Origin of the sequence: Bacillus sp. 205(2023) (genome assembly GCF_037027485.1) — a bacterium.
Taxonomy (GTDB): domain Bacteria; phylum Bacillota; class Bacilli; order Bacillales; family Bacillaceae; genus Bacillus; species Bacillus halotolerans.
The window spans coordinates 76,663-98,148 of the sequence record NZ_JAXCHF010000006.1; the positions used below are offsets into that span (position 1 = coordinate 76,663).

A 21,486-nucleotide genomic window follows, 5' to 3' on the forward strand; every position below is an offset into this window, starting at 1 on the left:
CCCTTATTTAAAGCACACCGTCTGATTTTGCAATCAACACCGCTTCCGTCCTGGAACCGACATTAAGCTTGTTGAAAATCGACGTCAGGCTGTATTCAATGGACCGCTTGCTTAAATGAAGCGCATCTGCAATTTCTTGGTTGGTAAAACCTTTTTCAACTTCTTGAAGAATCAGGCATTCTCTTGGTGTGAGCACATCTTGTTCTTTTTGAGAGGAAGGGGCCGGCTTTGTTTTTTGCTGAGTCATCAGCTGTTTAAAGTAAGCGAAATCGACTAAAATTTCTCCGTTGAGCACGTGATATATGTATTGGGTGATCTTTTCCTTTGATTCGGTTTTGCTGATGGCGCCGTGCAGACCCGCACGAATCGCTTCCTCAAAATAATCCTCGACCTCATAACCGGTATATACGATAATTTTACAATGAGGATTCTCTTGTAAAATCTGTTTAGAAAGCTCCATCCCATTGACATCACCGCCTAAGTTCAAATCCATTAAGATGAGATCATATGATGAGAAATCATGCTGGTGTATGAACTGTTCGCTGGGTTCAGGACTGAGACAATCAACAGACAAATTCGAATCCGTTTCCAAAATTGTCTTGGTGCCTTCCATGACAGCCGGATGGTCATCAATCACTAGTATCTTTTTCATGTTTTCCTCCCTTTTACTCACTCATTTCCATTTTATAAAAAAGACTTGGCTTCTGCCAAGTCGTTTACGTTATAAAACCATTACAATTCCATTTCAATATCGGCCTTAAAGCCCTTTCCTTCACTTGTTTCGATTCGGAGGCGTCCATCTAAAGCCCTGACTCGCTCCTTAATGCCAGAAAGACCCATACTCATGGAATGTTCGTTATTTTTCTCTAGATCAAATCCGACACCATCATCCTCATAATGAAGAACAATTTTGTTCTGAATACTGATCAGCATGATAAGCACTTCCGTCGCCTGAGAGTGTTTCACTGCATTTGATAAGAACTCTTGAATGATCCTGTACAAATTCAGCTGCGAATCCAAATCAAGCGACGCCGTAAATCTGCCGGTATTTAAGCGGATATGAAACGGAACCCGCTCCTGCTGCTGCGCCACCAGCTTAGACAGCGCCTTCACCAGTCCCAAATCATACAAAAGCTGCGGCCGCAATTCATGACACGTCTCCCTCGTCATCGAAATCACATCAGACATCTGCTCATTCATCTGTACGAGCTTGTCCTGCACCTCTTCACGACATGGATCATCATCCTTCTTAAAATCAGCCAAAAACAGTTCACACTGCCGTTTTAATGAAATCAAATCCTGAAGAACTGAATCGTGGAGATCGCGGGCGAGATCAGAACGTTGTTTTTCTTCGATCGTGTACATGAGTTTTTTGAGCCAAACGGGGTTTGATTCCTGTTGTTTTATTTCTTCTAAATGACTCATCAGCTCTTCAATTTTCATGACGTTTTCGATTGAGACATTTGTATAAAAAGCCAAGGTTTTCAGCCAAGAAAGTTCTTCAAGCGTAAGGCGGGGCGTATTCATTTTAGATAAACATAGAATCACAAATGATTTTCCGCCGCGTTCACCTATTTTCATGACAAATCCCTTATTAAATTCAACAATTTTACCAATTTCAGATGTTACTTTTTTGAACTCTTTTTGATAGACTTTTTCAAATGAATTTACATTAAGTTCTTCGTGGAGTTTAATACTTCCATCAGCTGAAACCTCATAAACATGAGCTCTGCTTACAAGTGAAACCTCAAGTATTGTGTTTTTCAGTTCTTCAAATACTTGGGTCAAGGAGGTTGAGTCTCTAATCAGCTGTGTAAATTTATATGTGCTGTCTTGATAATTAAATTTTTCCGAAACTCTCTTTAATCTAAATCTGAAATCAAGTACTTCTTTATAATAAAACACTGCCACCATAATCATATACATCAGAATCGCAAGTCTGAAATAATAGTAATCTCCAGCTGGGCTTCCCATTAACTCAAATACAGTAACTAAAATAATTGTGGGCGTTAATGCTAATATTCCATAATATTTTAACCTGCTTAAAATAAAGTCCACATTATAAATTTTATTTGTCATAAATTGATAAACCAAAGAAAATGGTATTAGGAACATAAAAGAAGCAGCTAGAAAAGAAGAAATGCCATCTGTACCTAAGAATACATAAGGTATTATATATAAAAACAAAAACGGCGAAAAAGATAAAATATTAATTATGGTAAGAACTTTTATAATATGCGCTTGTTCAGTATCCTTACTTTTAATTAAAATAGATCCAAAATAAACGCTCACGATTATAAATGAAATAAAGAATGATAGTAAATTTATTTTAGGCACATAATGCCTAAAGAAAAGTTGAGTACGAAACAATTCAAAAACTAGATTTAATACTGGAATTGAATATAATATAAAAACTTTTTTGTTAAATAACACAGTGCCTAGCTCTTTAAAATACTGATATAAGAAGAGAAGATAGTTAAGCATTACAGATGTTAAAGTGAATACCATTATACATCTGCTTAACAAATCCCCCTTTGCGGATCCACCCGCACTTAAATATGCTAAAGAAGCAGATAACAAAAAAATGATTAAAATTAAAGCAGAGAATAATTTTTTCGATTCATTTATTTTCAGGACAAAGAAACAACAAAATAGACAAGCTATATAAAATATTAGTGGGATTACAAAAGTAGTAAAATTCCCATCATTCATTAAATCAGGCTTAACCCTAACCTTTTCTCCATCCCTCTCGACGACTATTGAACTCACATGGTTTGAATTATATTTTTGAACTTCAAGAGGACGTTTAACTTTATGATTATTAATGCTTTTAATAACGTCCCCTTTTTGTAATCCAGAATAGTAAGCCGTAGAGAATTCCTCAATGTTTGTTACCACAACTTCATTGTCATGGTTTTTGGCTACCGCTGCACCAACTAAAAGTTTACTCGAACTTATATACGTTAAATAAGTTACATAAACTAAACTTACTAAAATCAACAAAATTGAAACTTTGTTGTACCATGCCTTCATTTAATAAAGCCTCACGAAGGAACCCAATTACCATTGGTATAAATTTGCAATCCTCCAAAAGCATCAACTATGCTTTTCAATTGATCCTTATCTATATTCAATAAGGAGGCTCTTCCTTCTATAACCTCATCTAAAACTTCCGGATTTTTCACTAAGTATCCAACGATTTCCTGCATATAAATCCTCCTTTATTTTATCATTCCTGTTATTAATTCTTCTATCTTATTATCTTGTAATTCTAATCTAGCGATTTCTTTTTTGAGTTTTTGTAATGACAAGTGTTTCATCACAAGTAAATATTGCACTACGCCTGCCTCAGTTAGTTTATCTTTTATATATTTGGGATCTAATGATAAGAACAACGCAGCATTTTCATACCAACTCAAGATTTCTTCAGAAGCTTCATTAAAACGTTTATTTAAATATAAGTATGCCAATGTATTCTTTTTCTGAACAAAATCGTTATTTAAATAATATAAACCTTGGTAATCATTTTCGATTTGTGCAATAATGCCAAGTTCATAAGAATAAGAAGCCACAATGGGATGGTATTTGCCGGTTGCCAACATTACTCCCATTACACAGGGCAACGCCGTTAGCGCTCCTGACTTATTTTTGATCATGTCAAGACAGGTTTCTTCCGTTTGCGGCGCATTCACAATATCATCATGCTGGCCTTGAATTGATTGTAACGCAAAATTCAATATCTCTTGTGAAAATTCTGGTTCATGACTAGCTTGGCACATCACTTGTATACTTAGGGTGTAAAGAGCTGTAACTGCATTTAAAGCGATAGACGAGTCAATCTTCATCCATACAGCATTTCTATTATCTTTATCCTCTAAGTCATCATAAATATCGAATGAGAGTATAAGCAATTCAATTCCGGCAGCTAGCAATTCAATTGCTTTTTTGTCCTGACCGTTAAAAGCTAGATAATGATGAAAAGCCAAATCAGCAAACTCAAAAGTATCCTTGGATCCAATAAAATCCTGAAGATAGTGATTCAAGTCTTGATTCATTATTTTTTGGCTTACAATATCCTTCATTTTCTCCTTGATCCGGACAGTATCTAAACACATCTGCTCAATAACGACTTCCCCCTTCCCATTCCATTTTACTAAATGGGACATTTAAAGGACAGCAGGTTTTTCGTTTTTTAACAATCATATAATACTTTATCCATTTATTGTACGGGAAGAACGAAAAAAAAGACTTGTTTCCAAGTCTTTTTTACGAAATTTTCATTGCGTATGTGTATTTATCGAGCTGATCAATGCTTTTGTTAATGTTTCGTAATGAATCTGTCGTTTCTTTAATATCAAGTTCGAGTCGGAATAATAATTGTTTTACTTCTTCAAGTTTCTTTTCCATCGTTTCCACACTCCTTTTTTTGAAAGATCAATGAATTGTGTATGGTGAACGAGTCCTAGGTATTTGATCTGTTACTAATAGTGTATCTGGTTTCTGCTTATTTTTCACCGAAAAGTATACAAAAAGATCCTGCGTGACACCGCAAATATCAATAGGTCCTTATGCTCAAAGGAATCACAATAAGAACGGGACTATTTTTCTATGCGGAAAAACGGTGATTTCGGATGAAATTGAGAAAGATTCTTAATTCCCTTGTTTTTATTGTGTTTATCTGTTTCACAATGTAAGACTATAGTCCCCCTCGCCGCTTTTTCAAAATTCAATATGCGATTCTTGGCGTATCGTGACCGACAAACACCGAAAAGACCGCAACGCAAAGTTGTGGCCTTTTCGCTTTGTCATATCCGGCACCTGAGTGATCTATACATATAGACATATCCCCTTATTGCGAGGTGCTTCCATGAGATATCCTTATCCTTGGTTTTACGTCTATCCGTACGCCATACGCCGTCCGCCCGCTCCTGCCGCCAATACAGAGATCTTTATCCGTTCCGCCCAGGATGCCGCTGGGCTGCTCGCTGATGCTCAGCTTGTGCTTAGGCGCATTGCGGGGTCACAGGAGCTTTCGCGCCGCCTCATGACCGCAGCGGAGCAGTCAGATAAACAAACAGTAAAGCGTCTGATCAAACAGACAGGCGTCCGGCATGATGTGGATTCGGTCTTTAATCCCGATGGCATATACATCAGCCTGATCAGCACGCAAAGCCGAATTATCGTGGCATTGCGGTGGTCAGAAGACCGCAATTACTTTTCGCCCATGAGCTTATGACACCACTCCAAGGCTTCCAAATAACAGTCGTACGCTTCTTCCTTGTCCAATTCTTTTGCTAATTCTCCGCAAGTGTCCCAATTGTTGGTTTCGATTAACTTCACAAGCTCAAGCATTTGGTAATAGTCATTTTGATGACCTAATAACGCTTGACCTACTTCATCTATTAAAGGCAATTCTTGAATAATCTCTTCTATTTCTCTGTGCAAAAGGGTGTCTATGAGAGAAAACATCCCGATCAGCATATACGAGGCCGGCTGCGGGCGCGCTGTTTTTCTTGCCAACAGTTCACATAGCTTTGCTCTCATTAAAGAAATTTTTATGATTTCGTGTTTGCTCGAATTCCCTTTTCTGCTTAAATCCTTAAAGGAAAGGATGTAAATCCACCGTTTGATTTCGTTAAACCCAAGAAGCATGATAGCCTGCTTAATGCTGTCGATCTTTTGGGTTAAGCGGCTATGGGATGAGTTTAAGAATTTTAAAATTTGATATGACAGCGATAAATCGCGTTCTATGTACTCAGTTACACGCTGGATGTTAGGCTGCTCTTTGCTTAATTCGTTGAGCAATTCATAGTAAGAATAAAAATGGGTCGACAGATCATGGCCGCTGATGATGCGCGGTTCGCTGAAAAAGTAGCCTTGGAATAACTGAAAGCCATCTTGCGCCGCTTGTTCATATTCTTTGCGTGTTTCTACTTTCTCAGCTAAAAAAATCAGGCCGCAATAGCTGTAGGTTTGCAAAATGTTTCGGCGTTCCATTCGGGTGGTTTTAAGAAAATCAACTTTCAATATATCAATATAGCTCATGAGCTTTTCCAATAATTTCTCATTTTTCGGGTTTATCGCGTAAAAATCATCGAGTGCCAGCGTATACCCCATTTTTTTCAGCTCTCTGCACCTTGAGACGAGAGCCGGAGTGATCGGTATATCTTCAAGGATTTCAATCACAAGCTGTTTTGGATTGAAGGAGGTGGGGAGATCCGAAAACATCAGGCTTTCAGTGAAATTGACAAAACAGCGTTTTCCTTCCGTCAGCTTCTCGATTCCGATGTTTAAAAAGCTGTTAATCACCAAATCTGTTGTAGCCTGATCGCCGTCTGCAGCGGAATACACATTCTCTTCGCTCTCTCTATATAAAAGTTCATAAGCGACAACCTGTTCTTTTCTATTAAATATAGGCTGTCTTGCAACAAACACCCTCATTGATTTATCCTCCTTACAAAACACGCGGCTTTCCACCCTAAGTATATCAAATAATTTGACGAAATTTGTCTAAACATGAAAAATATTATTCCCACAAAAAAACTGGCCTCTTCGCGAACGAAAGGCCAGTTTGCTTTATTCTTCGAGCTCTTCTTCCAGTCTGCTTTTCACTTCATGGATCCGCTGCATTTTGTTGCTCCAGCAGTCCTCGCTTAAATCAACCGGGTATTCTTCAGGTTTGCTGATTCTCTTATATTCCTCCCACAGAAGACTGAGGTTGTCTTGTACATATTGCTGAATGTCAGAAATCTCAGGGTTCTGGTAGCATAGGATGCCTTTTTCAAAAATCAGCTCGTGAAGATCCTTCGCATAGAAATTCGTGACGAATTTGCTGATGAAGGTATGAACCGGATGGAACATTCTCAGCCGCTTCTGGTCATTCACCTGCTCGTCATAAAGCGCAATGTAATCTCCTTCAGAATGATGATTTAACTGATTAATAATCCGGTACACTTTCTTTCTGCCAGGTGTCGTCACTTTATCAGGGTTGGATGAAATTTTGATCGTGTCGACCATTTCTCCATTTTCTTCGATGGAGACGAGCTTATAAACCGCGCCGAGAGCCGGCTGGTCATAGGCTGTAATCAACTTCGTGCCGACACCCCAGACATCTATGCGCGCTCCCTGAGCCTTTAAATTCATAATGGTATGCTCATCCAGGTCGCTTGACGCAATGACTTTCGCGTCTGTAAAACCTGCTTCATCAAGCATTTTCCGGGCTTTTTTTGACAGGTAAGCCAAATCGCCGCTATCCAGGCGGATGCCAATGAAGTTGATGCGGTCTCCGAATTCCTTGGCAACTTTAATCGCATTCGGCATGCCTGAACGAAGCGTATCATACGTGTCGACTAAGAAGACGCAATCCTTATGCGTTTCCGCGTATTTTTTGAATGCTGTATATTCATCGCGGTAGGCCTGCACAAGCGCATGGGCATGTGTGCCTGATACCGGGATATTAAAGCGCTTTCCGGCTCTTACATTGCTTGTCGCGCTGAAGCCGCCGATTAACGCTGCTCTCGCTCCCCACATAGCCGCATCCATTTCATGCGCCCGTCTTGTTCCGAATTCAAGTGCAATTTCGTCACCAATGACGCCCTTGATGCGCGCTGCTTTTGTCGCGATTAATGTTTGGTAATTCACAATGTTAAGCAAAGCTGTTTCAATAAGCTGCGCTTCTACAAGGGGAGCTTCCACCCTCATAATCGGCTCATTGTTAAAAACCAGCTCTCCTTCTTTCATGGAATAAAGAGAACCTGTAAAAGATAAACCGCTCAAATAATCAATAAAATCTTCATGGTAGCCAAGCTCATCTCGTAAATAAGTCAGGTCACTATCGGTAAACTTGAAGTTCTCCAGATATTCAATGGCTTTTTCCAAGCCCGCAAAAACCGCATAGCCATTCTCAAACGGAAGCTTTCTGAAAAAAAGCTCAAAAATCGCTTTCTTTTCATGAATGCCGTCTCTCCAGTAAGTTTCCGCCATATTGATTTGATAAAGGTCTGTATGTAATGACAGGCTGTCATCTTTAAAACCGTACTCTAACACTGTTTTTCCCCTTCCTTACTCTGCCACTTGCGCTCCGATGCTGTTTGCAAAATGGGAAAGAGCCCACGTATGCCCCTCCTGATTAAAGCTGGCAACAGCCTGTTTATGCACAACAATCCGGAAACCTTTGTTGTATGCATCAACCGCTGTATGCAAGACACAGATATCTGTGCAGACGCCGGCTAAATGCAGCTCGTCAATCTGCCGCTCTCTGAGTTTCAGTTCTAAGTCAGTACCCGCAAAAGCAGAATATCTCGTTTTTTCCATGTAATATACATTATGATCATGTGCATGTTTCTGATATAGAGGCAAAAGCTTTCCGTACAGGTCTTTTCCTTCCGTACTCTTAATATTATGCGGTGGGAACAGACGGGTTTCAGGATGATATTGATCCCCTTCATTGTGAGAATCTACTGCAAATACGACGTAATCACCGTTTGTGATAAAGTGTTCTGTCAAATTGACGATCGCCTCTTCAATCATTCTGCCGGGCTCCCCGCAGGTCAATTTTCCATCACTCGCCACAAAATCATTCGTATAATCAATACAAATAAGTGCTTTTTTCATAGCCGGCCTCCCCGCCATCAGTATGAGAACATTATATCTTATCTCCCGTTGTAAGGGAATTGCCATGAATAAAAAGACAAACGGTCCGTTTGTCTCTTAAGATTTCAGCACCGACCTGTTAAAAATGTCGTCCTGAATATATATAGATTCATGATTTACCGCACTGTCCGCCGCAATGACAAGGCCTAAAGGCGTATGAAACTGAAGATCAGATACGACTTTAAAAGGCACTCCGTTTCGGTTCGCCATTTTTACATAAGGTGAATAAGACTGATACTGAAGCTCTCCATTGATAAGAAGAGATATATTTTTATTGCGTTTAAACGCTTGCTCCGCTTCGTCATACGGTTTGCTTCTGAGCACCTGCCCTTTCGTCAGTGCCAAAAGCACTCTTTCCCGCAATGAGCCTAAAAACAAATGGCGCTCGTCAGGTTTTGTTTCCAGCGGCCCGTACATTCCTTGCTGTAAATAGAGATCCAGCGTTTCATCACTCAAAAGCTCGTCCTCCCGTCTTGTTTGTCTTCATTATCGCCTGATCCTGCGGGGGCTAAACTTTCAAGGGCTGTTACATTTCCGTTACCCAGTGAATGATTTTTTTTGCCAGCTCACCAGCAGGCTCGTCCTCTGTATGCCGGCGCAAAGAAGCCTCCAGCCGTTCAGGCAGCGATGATTTTTCTTCCTCGTATGAAATAATCGTGCTCCACTCCAGCTGCGGAACGGCTACTAGCGTATGCAGCTCTTTTCTGTTTTCATGCAGATATACATCAGTGATCATTCCTGTTTGTGTGCTGATATTTGCTTTTCTGATTTTCATAACATGACCTCGCTATTTAAAAGACTATCCATATTATACAATAAAAAAGCAACAGCCTCTCTAGAAAAGGCTGTTACCCGTTAAACGAAACGGTATCATCAATGATATCGGCATCGTTTAAAATTGTTTTACTATATTCGTTATTGATCTTCACAAAATCCCCCAGCTGAAATGTGCCAGACCCAGCACCTGTGTGATCGACGCTTTTCGGCGCAATCGCAAACACATCTCCAAAGCTGGCCGCAGCATCACCTGATATAGACATAATATATATCGGCCCTACAATCGCAGGCATTTCCCCACCTCCGCACTGATTTACAGCATCATATGCGGAAAGGAGCCAATGGTGCCCGCCTATTCAGCGGGACGTTCGTTTTCTTCAAGGCGTGACCGCTGGCGCAGCTTGATCAGCCGCACGATATTCAGGAAAAACGCTTTGACTACCGCATACACCGGCACAGCTAAAATCATGCCGAGAATGCCGCCGAAGCTTCCTGCTCCAATCAACAGCAAAATGATGGTAAGCGGGTGCGTATTCAAACGTTTTCCGATAACGAGCGGAGAAAGCAGATTTCCGTCGAGCTGCTGAACGATCACAACCACAATGATCGCAAAAAGCGCTTTGGCCGGTGAATCCATAAAGCCGATAATAACAGCCGGCGCAGCGCCGAGAAAAGGCCCGACATAAGGAATGATATTTGTAATGGCCATGACAATTCCAAGAATCAGCGCATATGGCAGCCCTGTTATCAAGTATCCGATAAAGCACGCTGTCCCTACAAAAAGACAGATTAACAGCTGTCCCTGAAAATACGCAGCGAGTGTGTCGGTTAAATCCTTAAAGATCTTTAGACCTTCTGTCCGGTATGAAGCCGGAAGTATTTTGACTGCCAGGTGCGGAAAGCGGTGTCCATCCTTCAGCATATAAAAGAGGATAAACGGAACAGTGATAATGACAAGTGTGATATTTGTCACGACACCAAACACCGCCGATAAACTGGATGTAATATTTTGCGGCAGGTTTTGGAGAAAGCTTGTCAGAGACTGCTCAATTTTTGATATGGATACATAATCCTGTGTCATCATCCAGGTAAACCACTGAGAGTGAGATAAATCTTTTGTTAATGCCTGAATCTGTTTTATATATTCAGGAAGATTGTTAAACAGCCCGGTCACCTGCGATGTAATGACAGGCCCGACTGCCGCAGAAACAAAGGCTAGCAAACCGATAAATACTAAATAGATGAGCAGAATCGATAATGTCCGCGGCATTTTTTTCTCAAGCAGTCGGACGACCGGATTAAAAATAAAATACAGAATTCCGGCAATCAGCATCGGGAAAAACAATGTCGAGATAAACACGATGAACGGCTGAAACACAAATGAAACTTTTGTTGCTACGAAAATAATCAGCAAAACAAATAAAATTTGCAATGTCCAAAAATGGACTTTTGATTTCAACAAGCTTGTTCCTCCTAGTTTTTCTTTGTCTATCAGATAAAAGAACTTGCACCCCATCATTGTAACAAAAATGAACTGATATCAGAACTCTTAATCAGTGAATGGACTGTTGATTATGCAAGCTGTGACATACGGCAGGGACGCCGCACTGATTTATGTACTTGCGGACTAGCTTAACGTTTAGATTTTATCCTGCTTGATGTGAATCAAAACGATAGAATGACTGAGGGGCAGCGGCGCTGTGCTCCGTTTGCCGGGAAGCCCCGTTTATATGTAAAGGATGCGGGCGGGTATCACTTCGGTTGTTGTTTACGCTTTATTTCAGATAACCGCTCCGGTTTTGATCTTGGCGGCACAATTTATGACGGGGCGTTTTTACAGCGCTTAACTGAAAAATAGGACGTCCCGGTGTACGCCTATTTTTCAAGCGCAAGCACTGTTACACCCGTTCACTGTAATCTGGCGTGACGGAAACCATGTGCTGGATGCTGATTAAAAAAACAGAATTTCGGGCTGCTTCAATGATGATATGGTCCGGTTTTACATCAATCAGTCTGCCTCTGACCGTATCTCGTACTGTCTGGATAATGAATTTTGAGCCGATGAGCTTTTTGATGGTCTGATAGACATAAGGATCGACTAATGAGACCAGTTGCGGACTACCTTGGTTGGCCATACTTCAATCCCCTTTATATGTTTTATCTCAGCTTATGCCACGGTTAAGGATAATGACACAGGCTTACCGGATAACACCAGGGGATGCGGAGACGATTGGGGAGTGTGATTCACGCGGGTGTAAGGAAATGGTGATGAAACGGAGACAGCGAAGAAAGCGGACGCTGTTCCGAATACAGGCGGGACCTATACAGGCTTTTTTATAGAAGACTGGGCTTGGTCGATTAATCGGTCCAGCTTTTCTATTTTTTTCAGTGCGGTTGCTTCGTCAATTTGTCGGTAATGATGGTGGCCGCCAGGTTCTTCATCAAGTTCGTCCGCTTTTTTGACAATCTGCTGCAGCGTATTTTTATCGAGTTCACCTTCAGGCAGATAGGAATCGGTATGAAGCAATATGGCAAGGGCAATCTCTTTTGCCGCTTTCGGTTCTTCACCAAGACGAATCAAGAGCTTATGCGCCCGTTCCGCCCCTTTAATGGCATGGATGTCATTTCTTCTGTATTTCTCATAATCCCATTTTCCGTCTGTATACCATTCATAATGTCCGATGTCATGCAGCAATGCCGCTTTTGCGGCTAAATCAGGGCTGATATCAGCCTTTACAGACAGCCTGTATGCATGATAGGCGCAGGCAATCGCATGAGCCACGCCGGAACGCTGTAAATATTTTTGTGCAATTGGATGGGCGAAGACATCCATTAATGTAACCTTTCTCATGGAAACCCCTCCTTTAGATATTTTTAGAATCCTAACATAATTTGCAGAGAAACTCAATTCTTATGTCATATCATTTTTGTTTACTTTTCATGTTTGTTATACCCTAAAAGCAGAGTTTCAGTCAGTATATGCAGCCGAACTCCGGAATGCTTAAGTTATCGCCTTTTTATATAAAAAAAGAGCAGATTCACTCTGCTCTACAAAAACTCTTTAATATCATATATGCGCCCGTTTTCCGCGCCTTTCTCTAATAAAGAAAGCAGCGTGCCGGCAATAAAGGCCGGACTGCGAAGGCTTCCTGTTTCATTCAATTTCCGGAACCGCTCGATATCGTGGAAATCCTTTTTCGATGATGAACGGATGACGGCCTGCATGTCAGTGTCCATGACACCCGGCGAGAAAGAAATCATGTTCACCGGCCGTTCTTCGTCTTCCTGTTCAAATCCGAACGTTCTCGTAAACATATCAAGTCCGGCTTTTGAGCTGCAATACGCGCTCCAACCCTTGTATGGGTTTTTGGCCGCGCCAGAGGTAATATTTACGATTGTTTTTCTTCCGCTGAAAGCAGCAAACTGTTTTGTAAACAGCTGGCTCAAGAGCACGGGCGCTGTCAGATTAAGCTGATAATGGCGCTGCAGCTCTTCAAGAGACGCTTCTCCGGCGCGTTTGATCGGCGTTACCATTCCAGCATTATTGATCAGTGTGATGGCTGAATAATCAGCCGGATTGATGGATGAAAGCAATGTTTTGAATTGCTGCTCAGCCTCTGTGAGATTGATCAGGTCGATCTGGTGCTGTGTCAGTTTCTCATGAGAAACATCTGTTGTTGTTCTGGACAGGGCATGGATTTCATGGTCTTTTTCCAGAGCCTGTAATGCAATGGCTTTCCCCAGTCCTTTTGACGCTCCGGTGATGATATAAAGTTCCATTGGAAACCGCCTCCTTCCGTTCTTATTGTACGGACCGCTTTTATGCAAAACAAGCGCGGGCGCTTACGCCTTTTTATTTTCCTGCACGATAACCTTTGGTATGAGAAAAACAATGCCTGCGATCCCGAGCAGAATCAGCACGATATAGATGATCGGAAGCAGGAGTGAAGATGAACCTTTTTCTTTCATTTCTATTGATGACGCTTTTGTGATCGGTTTCTCGGCAAATGTAATCCCCAGCTGTTTAGATTGAGCCGCGATGGTGTTGGAGCCCTCATCATCTGTTGATGTAAACAAATCCTTTATCAGCTCGGCGTCCCGGTCCTTCGGCTTATCAAAGGTAATATCCTTTTGCTCCTCAGGCAGTTCTGTTTTCTCCTCATAGGAAGAATCTTCATGCAAATAATTCGTATCGATTTCAATATCTTTCTTTTCATATTGGTTTGGCGCGACATCCGTATTTTCTTCGGTTTCGGCAGCAGCGGCAGAGGGTATGAAAAGGGAAAAGGAGAGCATACACATCATGATCCCCTTTTCCAAGCTGCGATTACGCTTCATACGTTTCATCGCTTTCCGCTGTTTTTTCTGCTATCAAGCGAATGACAAGCGGCAGAGCCGCTGCAATCAACGTAATGATCAGCAGAACCGATATTCCCATTGTAAACAAATGCCCTGTTCCGTACTGGATGTCGATGTATACCTTAGACACCGGATCTTCAAATGTGAAGTTCGGCATAATCAAATCAATAAGCGGCGCAACATAGAATAAAATCATTGCCGCTGAAGCAACCCACCCAGGAATTGATCCAAACCGGAATGCTGCCCGGATAAAGGCAGAGCTTGCGACCAGCAATAAAATCGTAAATACAGACCACTTAATCGTCTGATCGTCCGGCAGGGAATAAATATTCAAACCGAACAAGCTGATCATCAAGCCGACAAGGATATTCAGAATTCCGAAAAGCGCTCCTTTGACGAGCAGCGGCGCATTCTGATAATACGAGCTGAAATATCCGATTAACAGACTGCTGATCAAAATAATAACCAGGATGACAACCGGCGGCACCGTCTGAATTTTTTCTTCCGGAACCTGACCGCTGATTTTAAGCGGGTTTGCCAAGTAATCATATACATAGCCGTTGTTTTGGCCATCTACTAATGTATTGCCCAGAATGCCGTATACGTCACTGCGTACAAGCTTCGTGGAAGCAACATTTTTACCCCAGTTGTTGTTTAATGTGTCAGCTTTCGTCTGCACATCATTTACGCTTTGCTGCATGTTGGTTGTGTAATCAATAATGCCTGACTGGCGTTCAGATAATGAGCCCATCACGTCTGACATTTGCAGCACTTCCTGGCCGACCGTATCTTGCACGCTCAGTGCCATTGTGCCTGACAGGCCATCATTATTGAACGTTGCAGATTCCTGCGCTGCGCCGGTTACAAGCTGTTCCGACGCTTTTGACGCACTCTCAGAGATTTTCGTCAGTTCGTCGAGAACATCGGCTTGAGAATCACGGATATAGCTGCCGTAGCTGTCTGCAAACTCGGTCATGCCATTGATGAAATTGTCGATGTCTTCATCGGTTTGCATCGTGTTGTTTTTGAGATCTTCCCAGCTTGCTGATTCTTCCGATTTGATGGCTAGGACTGATTTGACGTTGCCCTGCTGGCCGTCAATGGCATTGGTTTTTGCAATGCTGTCAACCGTTCCGGATAATACAGAGTCATACACAGATAAATATTTATAGTATCTCATTAAAGCGGAGATGCTTTCTGTATTGATTTCTCCTGGAAATTGAAGCTGATCTTTATTTTCCAGCTCGCGAATCGCTCTGTAAATCCCTTCGAACTCCTGCTGCCGTTTCGCTTCGAGATTTTCAAGTTTCGTTTCGAGTTTTTCCACTTGGTCTTTCAAGTCATCAATTTCATCATTAAGCCCATCCATTTGCTCTTTAAGTTCTTCTAATTTCTTATTCAGCTCTTCATTATGGGCAGTTTCTTTTTCTTTGAGCTCTTCTTCGATTTGCTTAATTCGTTCTGACGCTTTGCTGAGCTGTTCTTTCGCTTTTGCGATATCAGAAATGTCGTCGTTTCCTGGTTGATCTTCATTTCCAGGCTGAGTCGTGTCTTCGTTTTCGTTTGCCAGCTGGATAAATTGAAGGGCTGAGTCAGATGAAGCAGTCTGTTCGGCAGATGTGCCCGTTTCGGTTTGTCCGCTATCTGACTCACCATTTGAGGCATCTCCGTTCTGCTCCTGACCGTCTGTTCCCTGCTGCTGGTCTTGATCCTGATTATTGCCGTCCGTTTGTCCGTCTTTCCCGGTATCACTGCTGTTATCATTGTTTCCGGTGTCTCCCTGTGTATCATCAGGATTTGGGTTGCTTCCGTCATCAGGTTTGTCAGGGTTTTCAGGGGACGGATTGTCTGTTCCTGGATTTTCAGTTCCCGGGGTCTCTGGCGCCGGCTCCTCTTTTTCAGGCTCCTTTAAATTGTCTGAAATGTCCTGAATGTCAGCGGCAATGCTTTTCAATTCTTCACGCTGTTTTTCAAGATCGATTTTCAGTTCTTCAGGGTTTTCTTCGTTAGGGTCTTTATCTTCATCATCTGAACCATTATCTCCATCAGGCTGCGGGTCACCTTTCGCAACAGTGAGCGCCTCGCGCGCTTCAACAAGCAGTCCGTATACTTGGTTTAATGCAGCCTGTCTTGATGCGGCCTGATACTGATCGATTAAATTGCTTTGTATCTTCGCCATACCAAGTTCCTGCTGAGGCACCTGGCCTTCCCTGATTTGCTGGGCGCCTGCCAGAACTGTGCTGGTTTGTCCAAGCTGTGTTTTCACTTGGCTGATCCCTGTTGACAGGCCGCTCATCTGCTCGCTGAACTGATTGGCCTTTTGCTGTGCTGAAATGGCATCCAATCCTGTCTGGATTTGCTGCTGAGTTGAATCCTGGGCTGCCAATAGCAGCTTTTTTTGATTTTCTTGATATTCTTTGTATCGTTCAACTGTATCAACGAAGTCTTTCAGCGTGTTTTTTGCTTCCTCCGCTGTCGATGCTTTTTCTTTTGTCGTGCCTTGGGCTTCATTCATTGATTTCTTCAGCTCATCGATTAGGTCTTTCTGGCGTTTGATCTCACCTGCCAAATCGTTAGAGCTTGGTTTATAGAAATTGTACATGACATTTTGGAATTCAGATTCTTTATTGACGATCTTGTCAAACTCTCCTCTGATATTGTCCACTTTTTGTGAGACAAAGTTCCAATATAAGGCCGACATTTTTTTGTTCATTGTTTTCTGGGCATCTTCAAGCTCACGCTGCACTTTTTCTTTGTTGACCGCATTCAGGTTATCTTGAATGCTGAACTCAAGCGTGGCTTTTTGAGGACGCTCTTTGTCATAGCTCAAAATGTTTTTTGAGAAATCTGAGGGAATGTAGACGATCGCATCGTATTTTTTCGATTTCAGGCCTGTTTCGGCTGCACTTCGGTTCACGACCGTCCAAGAATAATCAGGACGTTCCCCCAGAACGGCAGCTACTTCCTTACCGAACTGGGCGGATTGATCATCCTCATCGTCCGCTTTCACCTCATCACTCAATACGCCTGTGTCTTCATTCACCACTGCGATTTGCCGCGTGGAATTGGCTGCTTTTTTCGCCGGATCTTCCCCGATGAACCGGAAAAACAAAACCGGCAGCAGCAAAATAATGATGACGGCGGATATTAACTTGATCAAGTTTTTTCGTTGTTCTGTCATCTAGCACTCTCCCTTTCAGCAGAACATAAAGGAATTTGAACTTTTTGCTCCTTCCCGTTTTCCACAACATATCCGAAGCCCGGCTGAATCTCCGGCTCCTGTCTTTGGTACGGAAGAGGAATGACATTTTGTTCAGATTTTTTCATCAGCAGGATAGCGTGTCTGATTTGCTTCATCTCAGTCGTCAGGGAATCATAGCCTTTGGAGAACTCACTGTGATTGCCTGCCGGAATAAAGCTGAAGCCAAGATGCGCGTAAGATTTCATAAAGTTCGCCAAGCGGTCTTGAATTCTCGTATCAATCGTCTGCTGGAATCTCGTAATTCCGTCAATCATCAGAACCACTTGAGAGAATCGCAGGCTTTGTGCGTCTCCCTGGCGAACGGCTTCTACATACATTGCTTCTCTTGTTTTAAAAATGTCTTCTGCTGTTTCAATCCACTGTTCAATATCATCTTTTGTTTCCATATATGCGACATCTGTTTCTTTGGCATATTTGGATAAACCGCGGTCGATCGAGTCAAACAAACCGATCATTTCCGTTTCATCATCAAGCAGATGCTCAAGCATCACTTTTAAGACGTTTGTTTTTCCTCGCTGTGTCTGCCCTAATATCAGGCAATGCTTGTGCTTAGCCAAGTCAAAGTACACCGGGCTGACGCTTTCTTCATGAAGCCCGATCGGCACAGATAAAGGCTTGCGTTCCAGATTGAAGCGGAGAGAAAACTCTCTCGTCGACAGGCTTTCCGGCAGCATCGGAATCGGAGCCGGCTGCTGCAGTGAAGCATAGCGATCCTGAAGAACCTGCACTTCTGCTTTCAGCTCGTTGAACATGCCGATATCATCCTCTGCTTCAACAGGCAGGAACATTTGGGCGAAATAAAGCTCTTCCTTTTGAATGATCACGCGCCCCGGAATCGGCTCAAGGCTGAACTTCGGCCGTCCGTAAATGGAATATCCCTCAGATTGATCCATCAGATAATGGACAACCTTTGTTTTCAGGTTGTTCAAGAGCGACTGGCGGACAGCATTTACGCGCGTTGCCGTCAGCATAAAGTAAATCCCAAAGCTTTGTCCGTCTCTGGAAAGCTGGACAAATTCCGATTCAAGCTCATGCATCTCATCCTTGACGATATCAAAGTTGTCGATTGTGATGAAAATGAATGGAAGCTCTTCTTCGCTCAGCGCATTGTACATTTTGATATGGCTGATTTCTTTTTCACGGAACAGACGTTTTCGGCGGTCGATTTCCTCTTTGATCCGGATCATGAACTTTTCAATTTTTCTCGACTGATCCATCAGGAAGTAATCCGCCGTGTGCGGCAGCTTCGCTAATGGCAGGAGCGTTCCGTTCCCGAAATCAAAGATATAGACATGAAGCTCTTCAGGCGTGTAGACGTCTGCAAAACTCATCAGGAATGTTGCCGCTGCTATCGATTTTCCATAGCCTGAGGAGCCGAAAATGCCGATATTTCCGTCTTCCATCATTTTATAAGCAATCGGCGCCTGTCTTTGCAGATCAGGTTCATCAACATAGGCAAAGTGGAAATGGTCCTTTTCTTCTGATGGGAAAAGGGTGCGCGGGATACGTTCCGCAAGCGGCGGCAGCCAAGGGCTCGGCAGCTTCTCGATTCCCATTTCCTCTTGAATGCGTTCGATTTCGTCAACCACTGCTTCGATTTCTGACTGAACCTCTTTTTTCGCCATTTCTTCCGTGTCGACCTCAGAAAGCGGTATCAGGCCGGTATCCGTGACAATCGCGATTTCATCCTCTGTTCCGTAAACTTCCTCTAAGTAAGGGGCCCCGCTCCAGGCGGATTGGAACAGCTCGTACACTTCATTGTTTCCGACCTGCAAATAACCGCGTCCGGTAACCGTGATGTTCGCGGCATCGCTGTTTTTCAAAATCTCTTTACTATCGGTGGCATCCTGAACTTTAAGCGCTACTTTAAAGCGCGAGTTACTCCAGATTTGGTCGTCGATGATACCGCCCGGCTTCTGTGTCGCCAAAATCAAATGTACGCCAAGGCTTCGGCCGATACGTGCGGCACTGACAAGCTCTCTGATAAAGTCGGGCTCTTCGCTTTTCAGCTCTGCAAACTCATCTGAAATTAAGAATAAGTGCGGCATTGCTACTTCTGCTTTCCCCTGCTTGTACAGCTTTGTATAGTCATTGATGTGATTGACTTGATATTGATCAAACAGACGCTGCCTTTTTTTCAGCTCGCTTTTAATCGAAGCGAGCGCACGCATACTGAAGTTTTGGCTGCCTTCAATATTGGTGATCGTGCCGAGCAGGTGGGGAATATTGCGGAACGGCTGCGCCATTCCTCCGCCTTTATAGTCAATTAATAAGAAAGCCGCTTCATGCGGGTGAAAATGCACCGCAAGTGACAAGATGTAGGTCTGGAGAAATTCACTTTTCCCCGAACCTGTCGTCCCCGCAAGCAAACCGTGCGGCCCGTGGGCTTTTTCGTGAAGGTTCAGATGCACAATGTCATCCTTCCCTTTATAGCCGATCGGCACCGACAGCGACTTTGACGATTCACTCGTCAGCCACCTTTGCTGGATTCCGATTTCTTTTACTTCCTTCGCATGGAAAAGCTCCAGGAACGAGACCATTTCCGGAATGGAGTTCGTAATGCCCACCTGGTGATTCAGCGTGCGAAGCGTGCGTGAAAACCGTTCGTTGTCCTCGCGCTGATGATGATCGAGCCGGAACGGAATTCTTACTGCTTTTTTCTTTTGTATTAAAATGTCGCCTTCATTTTCGTTGATATAGCGGACAAGGGTCGTAATGTTTTCTGATAAACTTTCCTTTGTTTCCGCGGCGACAATTGTAGAGATGCCCAGCTGCTCATGCTGCCCTTCTAAATATTCAAGAATGACGTGCTCTGAAATCAGCTGCTGATTCGTAATGACAAATACAAAATGCGGTTTAAACTGCAGTTTTTCTTTGTCATCTTCGAGATCGCGCTCTCTGATCAATTCATAAAGTGAGGACAGGAGCTGGTCACGCGTTTGTTCATTATAAATAAAGCCTTTCGCATAAATATGGGGCATTTGAAATTGCGGAAGCCACTTCATCCACTCCCAGTCTTTATACTCCTCTTCATGAAAAATAAAGACGAAGCGCAAATCGTGATAACTGTTGAAAAACGAAAGCTGGCCGATCAGCTGGTGAATTTCATTCTTAACAATCTGCGATTTTCCGACAAGACCCATCGGCCCCTCCGCCAAATCGACCGTAACCGGCGCATTGCGAATGTCCTTATAGACACGCTGCATGTGCTGCGATTTCTCCATAAGGTCATCAATATCACGGTTCGCCAAGTCTCCGCCGCTCATATTGATTTCATAGCTTGCAGGAACTGTTCCGGTCCCGAGCCGAACCTGGAGATAATCCTTGCTTTCGAGCGATTTTTCCCAAATTCGGTCACTGATTTCACTTGTTAAGTACTTCATTTGTTCAAAAGAAGGAAAATGAAAGTCAAGAACCTGCTTTTGCTTTTCAGCAAGCGCCTGAAGCTCTTTTCTCTTATTATCTAGGTAAAGCTTATACACGCGCTCCCGCTTTTCCTCGCGTTTTTTCCGCTGGTTTTTATCCCGGAAATATTGAACGGTCGAGGTAATAAGGGTCATCATAAACATCGCCAGAGAAACGAGTATAAATATGCCACGCGGCTGGATGATGGCGACAACGCCCATCACGATCAGCATCACAAGCGGAGGCAGGATGACGAGCCACAGCCCTCTATTGGTTTGATCGCTCTCCTGAGAGGGAAAACTGAAGGACACACGGTCATCTGGCAAATCGTACACCATCCGCGGCGTTCTTCTGTACTGCGGATATTTCTTTTGCATTTCTGTGCTTGGTTTGACGGTTTTGGTTAACACTGTTTCAAGCGGTGTGTAATGAACGATTTCTAAGAGATCTTGTTCAGTTACTCTCATTTGCGTAAAGTTCCAGAATATTTCATCCCCCGGCTTGAGCGGCGCAGCACCTATTACCTTCTCTCCGTTCAAGAACACATTCCCGCTTTTTGAGAGAATCGACCATTTCTCGCCGATATGCAGTAATGAAAATGTGCTTTGCTCCGCAAAAGCAAAATCATTCGGGTTCAGATAGATATCTGCATCTGTCTTTTCTGAGGAACATGTCATTTCGTCTCTGTTTCCTGTAAAATAAACGGATTTTTCAGGTTTTCCGGCAATTAAAAACAGACGTATATCCTGCTGATCCGTTTGAAGAGAAAATGATGTATCAGTTTCAAGACTGCCCAGGCAATCATTTCCCAGGAAAACATCGTACTGGCCGCCGGATTCCTTCCTTTGAAGAGAAATTACCCCGTTCTCAAACGGAATGGTGCCGATCGTAATGGAATCCTTCACATCAGGCCCTATGGTCACCGGCTGGGACGCCGGGAGATCAGACAGTTTTAGTTTTTGGACGTTTTGCTGATAGAAAACCCATAATAGACTCAAATGGCGAACCCCCTAACGGCCGAAATACGGCGT

At 43.0% G+C, this 21,486-nt stretch carries 19 protein-coding genes; 1 reads left to right on the plus strand and 18 read right to left on the minus strand.

All coding sequences use genetic code 11. The features are described 5' to 3' along the window. Positions 1-7: 7 nt before the first annotated feature. The 5 genes from comA to degQ form a co-directional block, all read right to left on the minus strand. Entirely contained in the window at positions 8-652 is a 645-nt protein-coding gene (gene comA / locus WA325_RS15125) for a two-component system response regulator ComA (protein WP_101864137.1), read from the minus strand. 80 nt (positions 653-732) lie between these two features. Beyond that, positions 733-3,033 (minus strand): histidine kinase, encoded by a 2,301-nt coding sequence (locus tag WA325_RS15130; RefSeq protein ID WP_105991649.1) that lies wholly within the window; start codon positions 3,031-3,033, stop codon positions 733-735. Positions 3,034-3,044: 11 nt separating this feature from the next. Further along, entirely contained in the window at positions 3,045-3,209 is a 165-nt protein-coding gene (gene comX / locus WA325_RS15135; RefSeq protein WP_105991648.1) for a competence pheromone ComX, read from the minus strand. Between the two features lie 12 nt (positions 3,210-3,221). Continuing rightward, complete coding sequence (locus WA325_RS15140) at positions 3,222-4,082, minus strand: polyprenyl synthetase family protein (protein WP_105991687.1); 861 nt, start codon at positions 4,080-4,082, stop codon at positions 3,222-3,224. Between the two features lie 184 nt (positions 4,083-4,266). Further along, positions 4,267-4,407, minus strand: coding sequence for a degradation enzyme regulation protein DegQ (degQ, locus tag WA325_RS15145; protein ID WP_024122683.1), 141 nt, complete (start codon positions 4,405-4,407; stop codon positions 4,267-4,269). A 460-nt stretch (positions 4,408-4,867) separates the two neighbouring features. Between degQ and WA325_RS15150 the strand changes: the two genes are divergently transcribed. Further along, positions 4,868-5,236: a hypothetical protein gene (locus tag WA325_RS15150; RefSeq protein WP_105955477.1), complete on the plus strand. Its 369-nt coding sequence runs from the start codon at positions 4,868-4,870 to the stop codon at positions 5,234-5,236. Here the strand turns inward: WA325_RS15150 and WA325_RS15155 are convergent. The 13 genes from WA325_RS15155 to essC form a co-directional block, all read right to left on the minus strand. Beyond that, entirely contained in the window at positions 5,212-6,441 is a 1,230-nt protein-coding gene (locus WA325_RS15155; protein WP_044158949.1) for an EAL and HDOD domain-containing protein, read from the minus strand. The two genes, WA325_RS15150 and WA325_RS15155, sit on opposite strands and share 25 nt — an antisense overlap. A 135-nt stretch (positions 6,442-6,576) precedes the next feature. After that, entirely contained in the window at positions 6,577-8,046 is a 1,470-nt protein-coding gene (locus WA325_RS15160; protein WP_024122686.1) for a nicotinate phosphoribosyltransferase, read from the minus strand. Positions 8,047-8,061: 15 nt separating this feature from the next. Continuing rightward, positions 8,062-8,613, minus strand: a complete 552-nt coding sequence (locus WA325_RS15165) for a cysteine hydrolase family protein (protein ID WP_336183892.1) — start codon at positions 8,611-8,613, stop codon at positions 8,062-8,064. Between the two features lie 96 nt (positions 8,614-8,709). Continuing rightward, the gene (locus WA325_RS15170) at positions 8,710-9,108 is read right to left on the minus strand and encodes a YueI family protein (RefSeq protein WP_105955479.1); all 399 of its coding nucleotides are present in this window, start codon (positions 9,106-9,108) and stop codon (positions 8,710-8,712) included. A 70-nt stretch (positions 9,109-9,178) separates the two neighbouring features. After that, a complete protein-coding gene (locus WA325_RS15175; protein WP_024122689.1) occupies positions 9,179-9,427 on the minus strand; it encodes a YueH family protein in 249 nt (82 codons plus the stop codon). A gap of 73 nt (positions 9,428-9,500) precedes the next feature. After that, complete coding sequence (locus WA325_RS15180; protein WP_044158952.1) at positions 9,501-9,722, minus strand: spore germination protein; 222 nt, start codon at positions 9,720-9,722, stop codon at positions 9,501-9,503. Between the two features lie 59 nt (positions 9,723-9,781). Continuing rightward, positions 9,782-10,891 (minus strand): AI-2E family transporter, encoded by a 1,110-nt coding sequence (locus WA325_RS15185; RefSeq protein WP_105955480.1) that lies wholly within the window; start codon positions 10,889-10,891, stop codon positions 9,782-9,784. Positions 10,892-11,327: 436 nt separating this feature from the next. Beyond that, on the minus strand, positions 11,328-11,564 hold the full coding sequence (locus tag WA325_RS15190) for a YuzF family protein (RefSeq protein WP_010331703.1): 237 nt from the start codon (positions 11,562-11,564) through the stop codon (positions 11,328-11,330). A 185-nt stretch (positions 11,565-11,749) separates the two neighbouring features. After that, complete coding sequence (locus WA325_RS15195; protein WP_024122693.1) at positions 11,750-12,280, minus strand: HD domain-containing protein; 531 nt, start codon at positions 12,278-12,280, stop codon at positions 11,750-11,752. A 197-nt stretch (positions 12,281-12,477) separates the two neighbouring features. Beyond that, positions 12,478-13,209, minus strand: a complete 732-nt coding sequence (locus tag WA325_RS15200; protein ID WP_336183893.1) for a (S)-benzoin forming benzil reductase — start codon at positions 13,207-13,209, stop codon at positions 12,478-12,480. A 63-nt stretch (positions 13,210-13,272) separates the two neighbouring features. Further along, positions 13,273-13,725 (minus strand): type VII secretion protein EssA, encoded by a 453-nt coding sequence (gene essA / locus WA325_RS15205; protein WP_336183935.1) that lies wholly within the window; start codon positions 13,723-13,725, stop codon positions 13,273-13,275. Between the two features lie 31 nt (positions 13,726-13,756). After that, positions 13,757-16,969: a type VII secretion protein EsaA gene (esaA, locus tag WA325_RS15210; protein WP_336183894.1), complete on the minus strand. Its 3,213-nt coding sequence runs from the start codon at positions 16,967-16,969 to the stop codon at positions 13,757-13,759. Continuing rightward, complete coding sequence (essC, locus tag WA325_RS15215; protein ID WP_336183895.1) at positions 16,966-21,453, minus strand: type VII secretion protein EssC; 4,488 nt, start codon at positions 21,451-21,453, stop codon at positions 16,966-16,968. Before essC ends, esaA begins: the two co-directional genes overlap by 4 nt. Positions 21,454-21,486 lie beyond the last annotated feature (33 nt).

Coding starts and splice junctions, on each gene's coding strand:
- comA (WP_101864137.1), bottom strand. CDS start 652: ATGAAAAAGATACTAGTGATTGATGACCATCCGGCTGTCATGGAAGGC.
- WA325_RS15130 (WP_105991649.1), bottom strand. CDS start 3,033: ATGAAGGCATGGTACAACAAAGTTTCAATTTTGTTGATTTTAGTAAGT.
- comX (WP_105991648.1), bottom strand. CDS start 3,209: ATGCAGGAAATCGTTGGATACTTAGTGAAAAATCCGGAAGTTTTAGAT.
- WA325_RS15140 (WP_105991687.1), bottom strand. CDS start 4,082: ATGAAGGATATTGTAAGCCAAAAAATAATGAATCAAGACTTGAATCAC.
- degQ (WP_024122683.1), bottom strand. CDS start 4,407: ATGGAAAAGAAACTTGAAGAAGTAAAACAATTATTATTCCGACTCGAA.
- WA325_RS15150 (WP_105955477.1), top strand. CDS start 4,868: ATGAGATATCCTTATCCTTGGTTTTACGTCTATCCGTACGCCATACGC.
- WA325_RS15155 (WP_044158949.1), bottom strand. CDS start 6,441: ATGAGGGTGTTTGTTGCAAGACAGCCTATATTTAATAGAAAAGAACAG.
- WA325_RS15165 (WP_336183892.1), bottom strand. CDS start 8,613: ATGAAAAAAGCACTTATTTGTATTGATTATACGAATGATTTTGTGGCG.
- WA325_RS15175 (WP_024122689.1), bottom strand. CDS start 9,427: ATGAAAATCAGAAAAGCAAATATCAGCACACAAACAGGAATGATCACT.
- WA325_RS15180 (WP_044158952.1), bottom strand. CDS start 9,722: ATGCCTGCGATTGTAGGGCCGATATATATTATGTCTATATCAGGTGAT.
- WA325_RS15190 (WP_010331703.1), bottom strand. CDS start 11,564: ATGGCCAACCAAGGTAGTCCGCAACTGGTCTCATTAGTCGATCCTTAT.
- WA325_RS15195 (WP_024122693.1), bottom strand. CDS start 12,280: ATGAGAAAGGTTACATTAATGGATGTCTTCGCCCATCCAATTGCACAA.
- WA325_RS15200 (WP_336183893.1), bottom strand. CDS start 13,209: ATGGAACTTTATATCATCACCGGAGCGTCAAAAGGACTGGGGAAAGCC.
- essA (WP_336183935.1), bottom strand. CDS start 13,725: ATGCTCTCCTTTTCCCTTTTCATACCCTCTGCCGCTGCTGCCGAAACC.
- esaA (WP_336183894.1), bottom strand. CDS start 16,969: ATGACAGAACAACGAAAAAACTTGATCAAGTTAATATCCGCCGTCATC.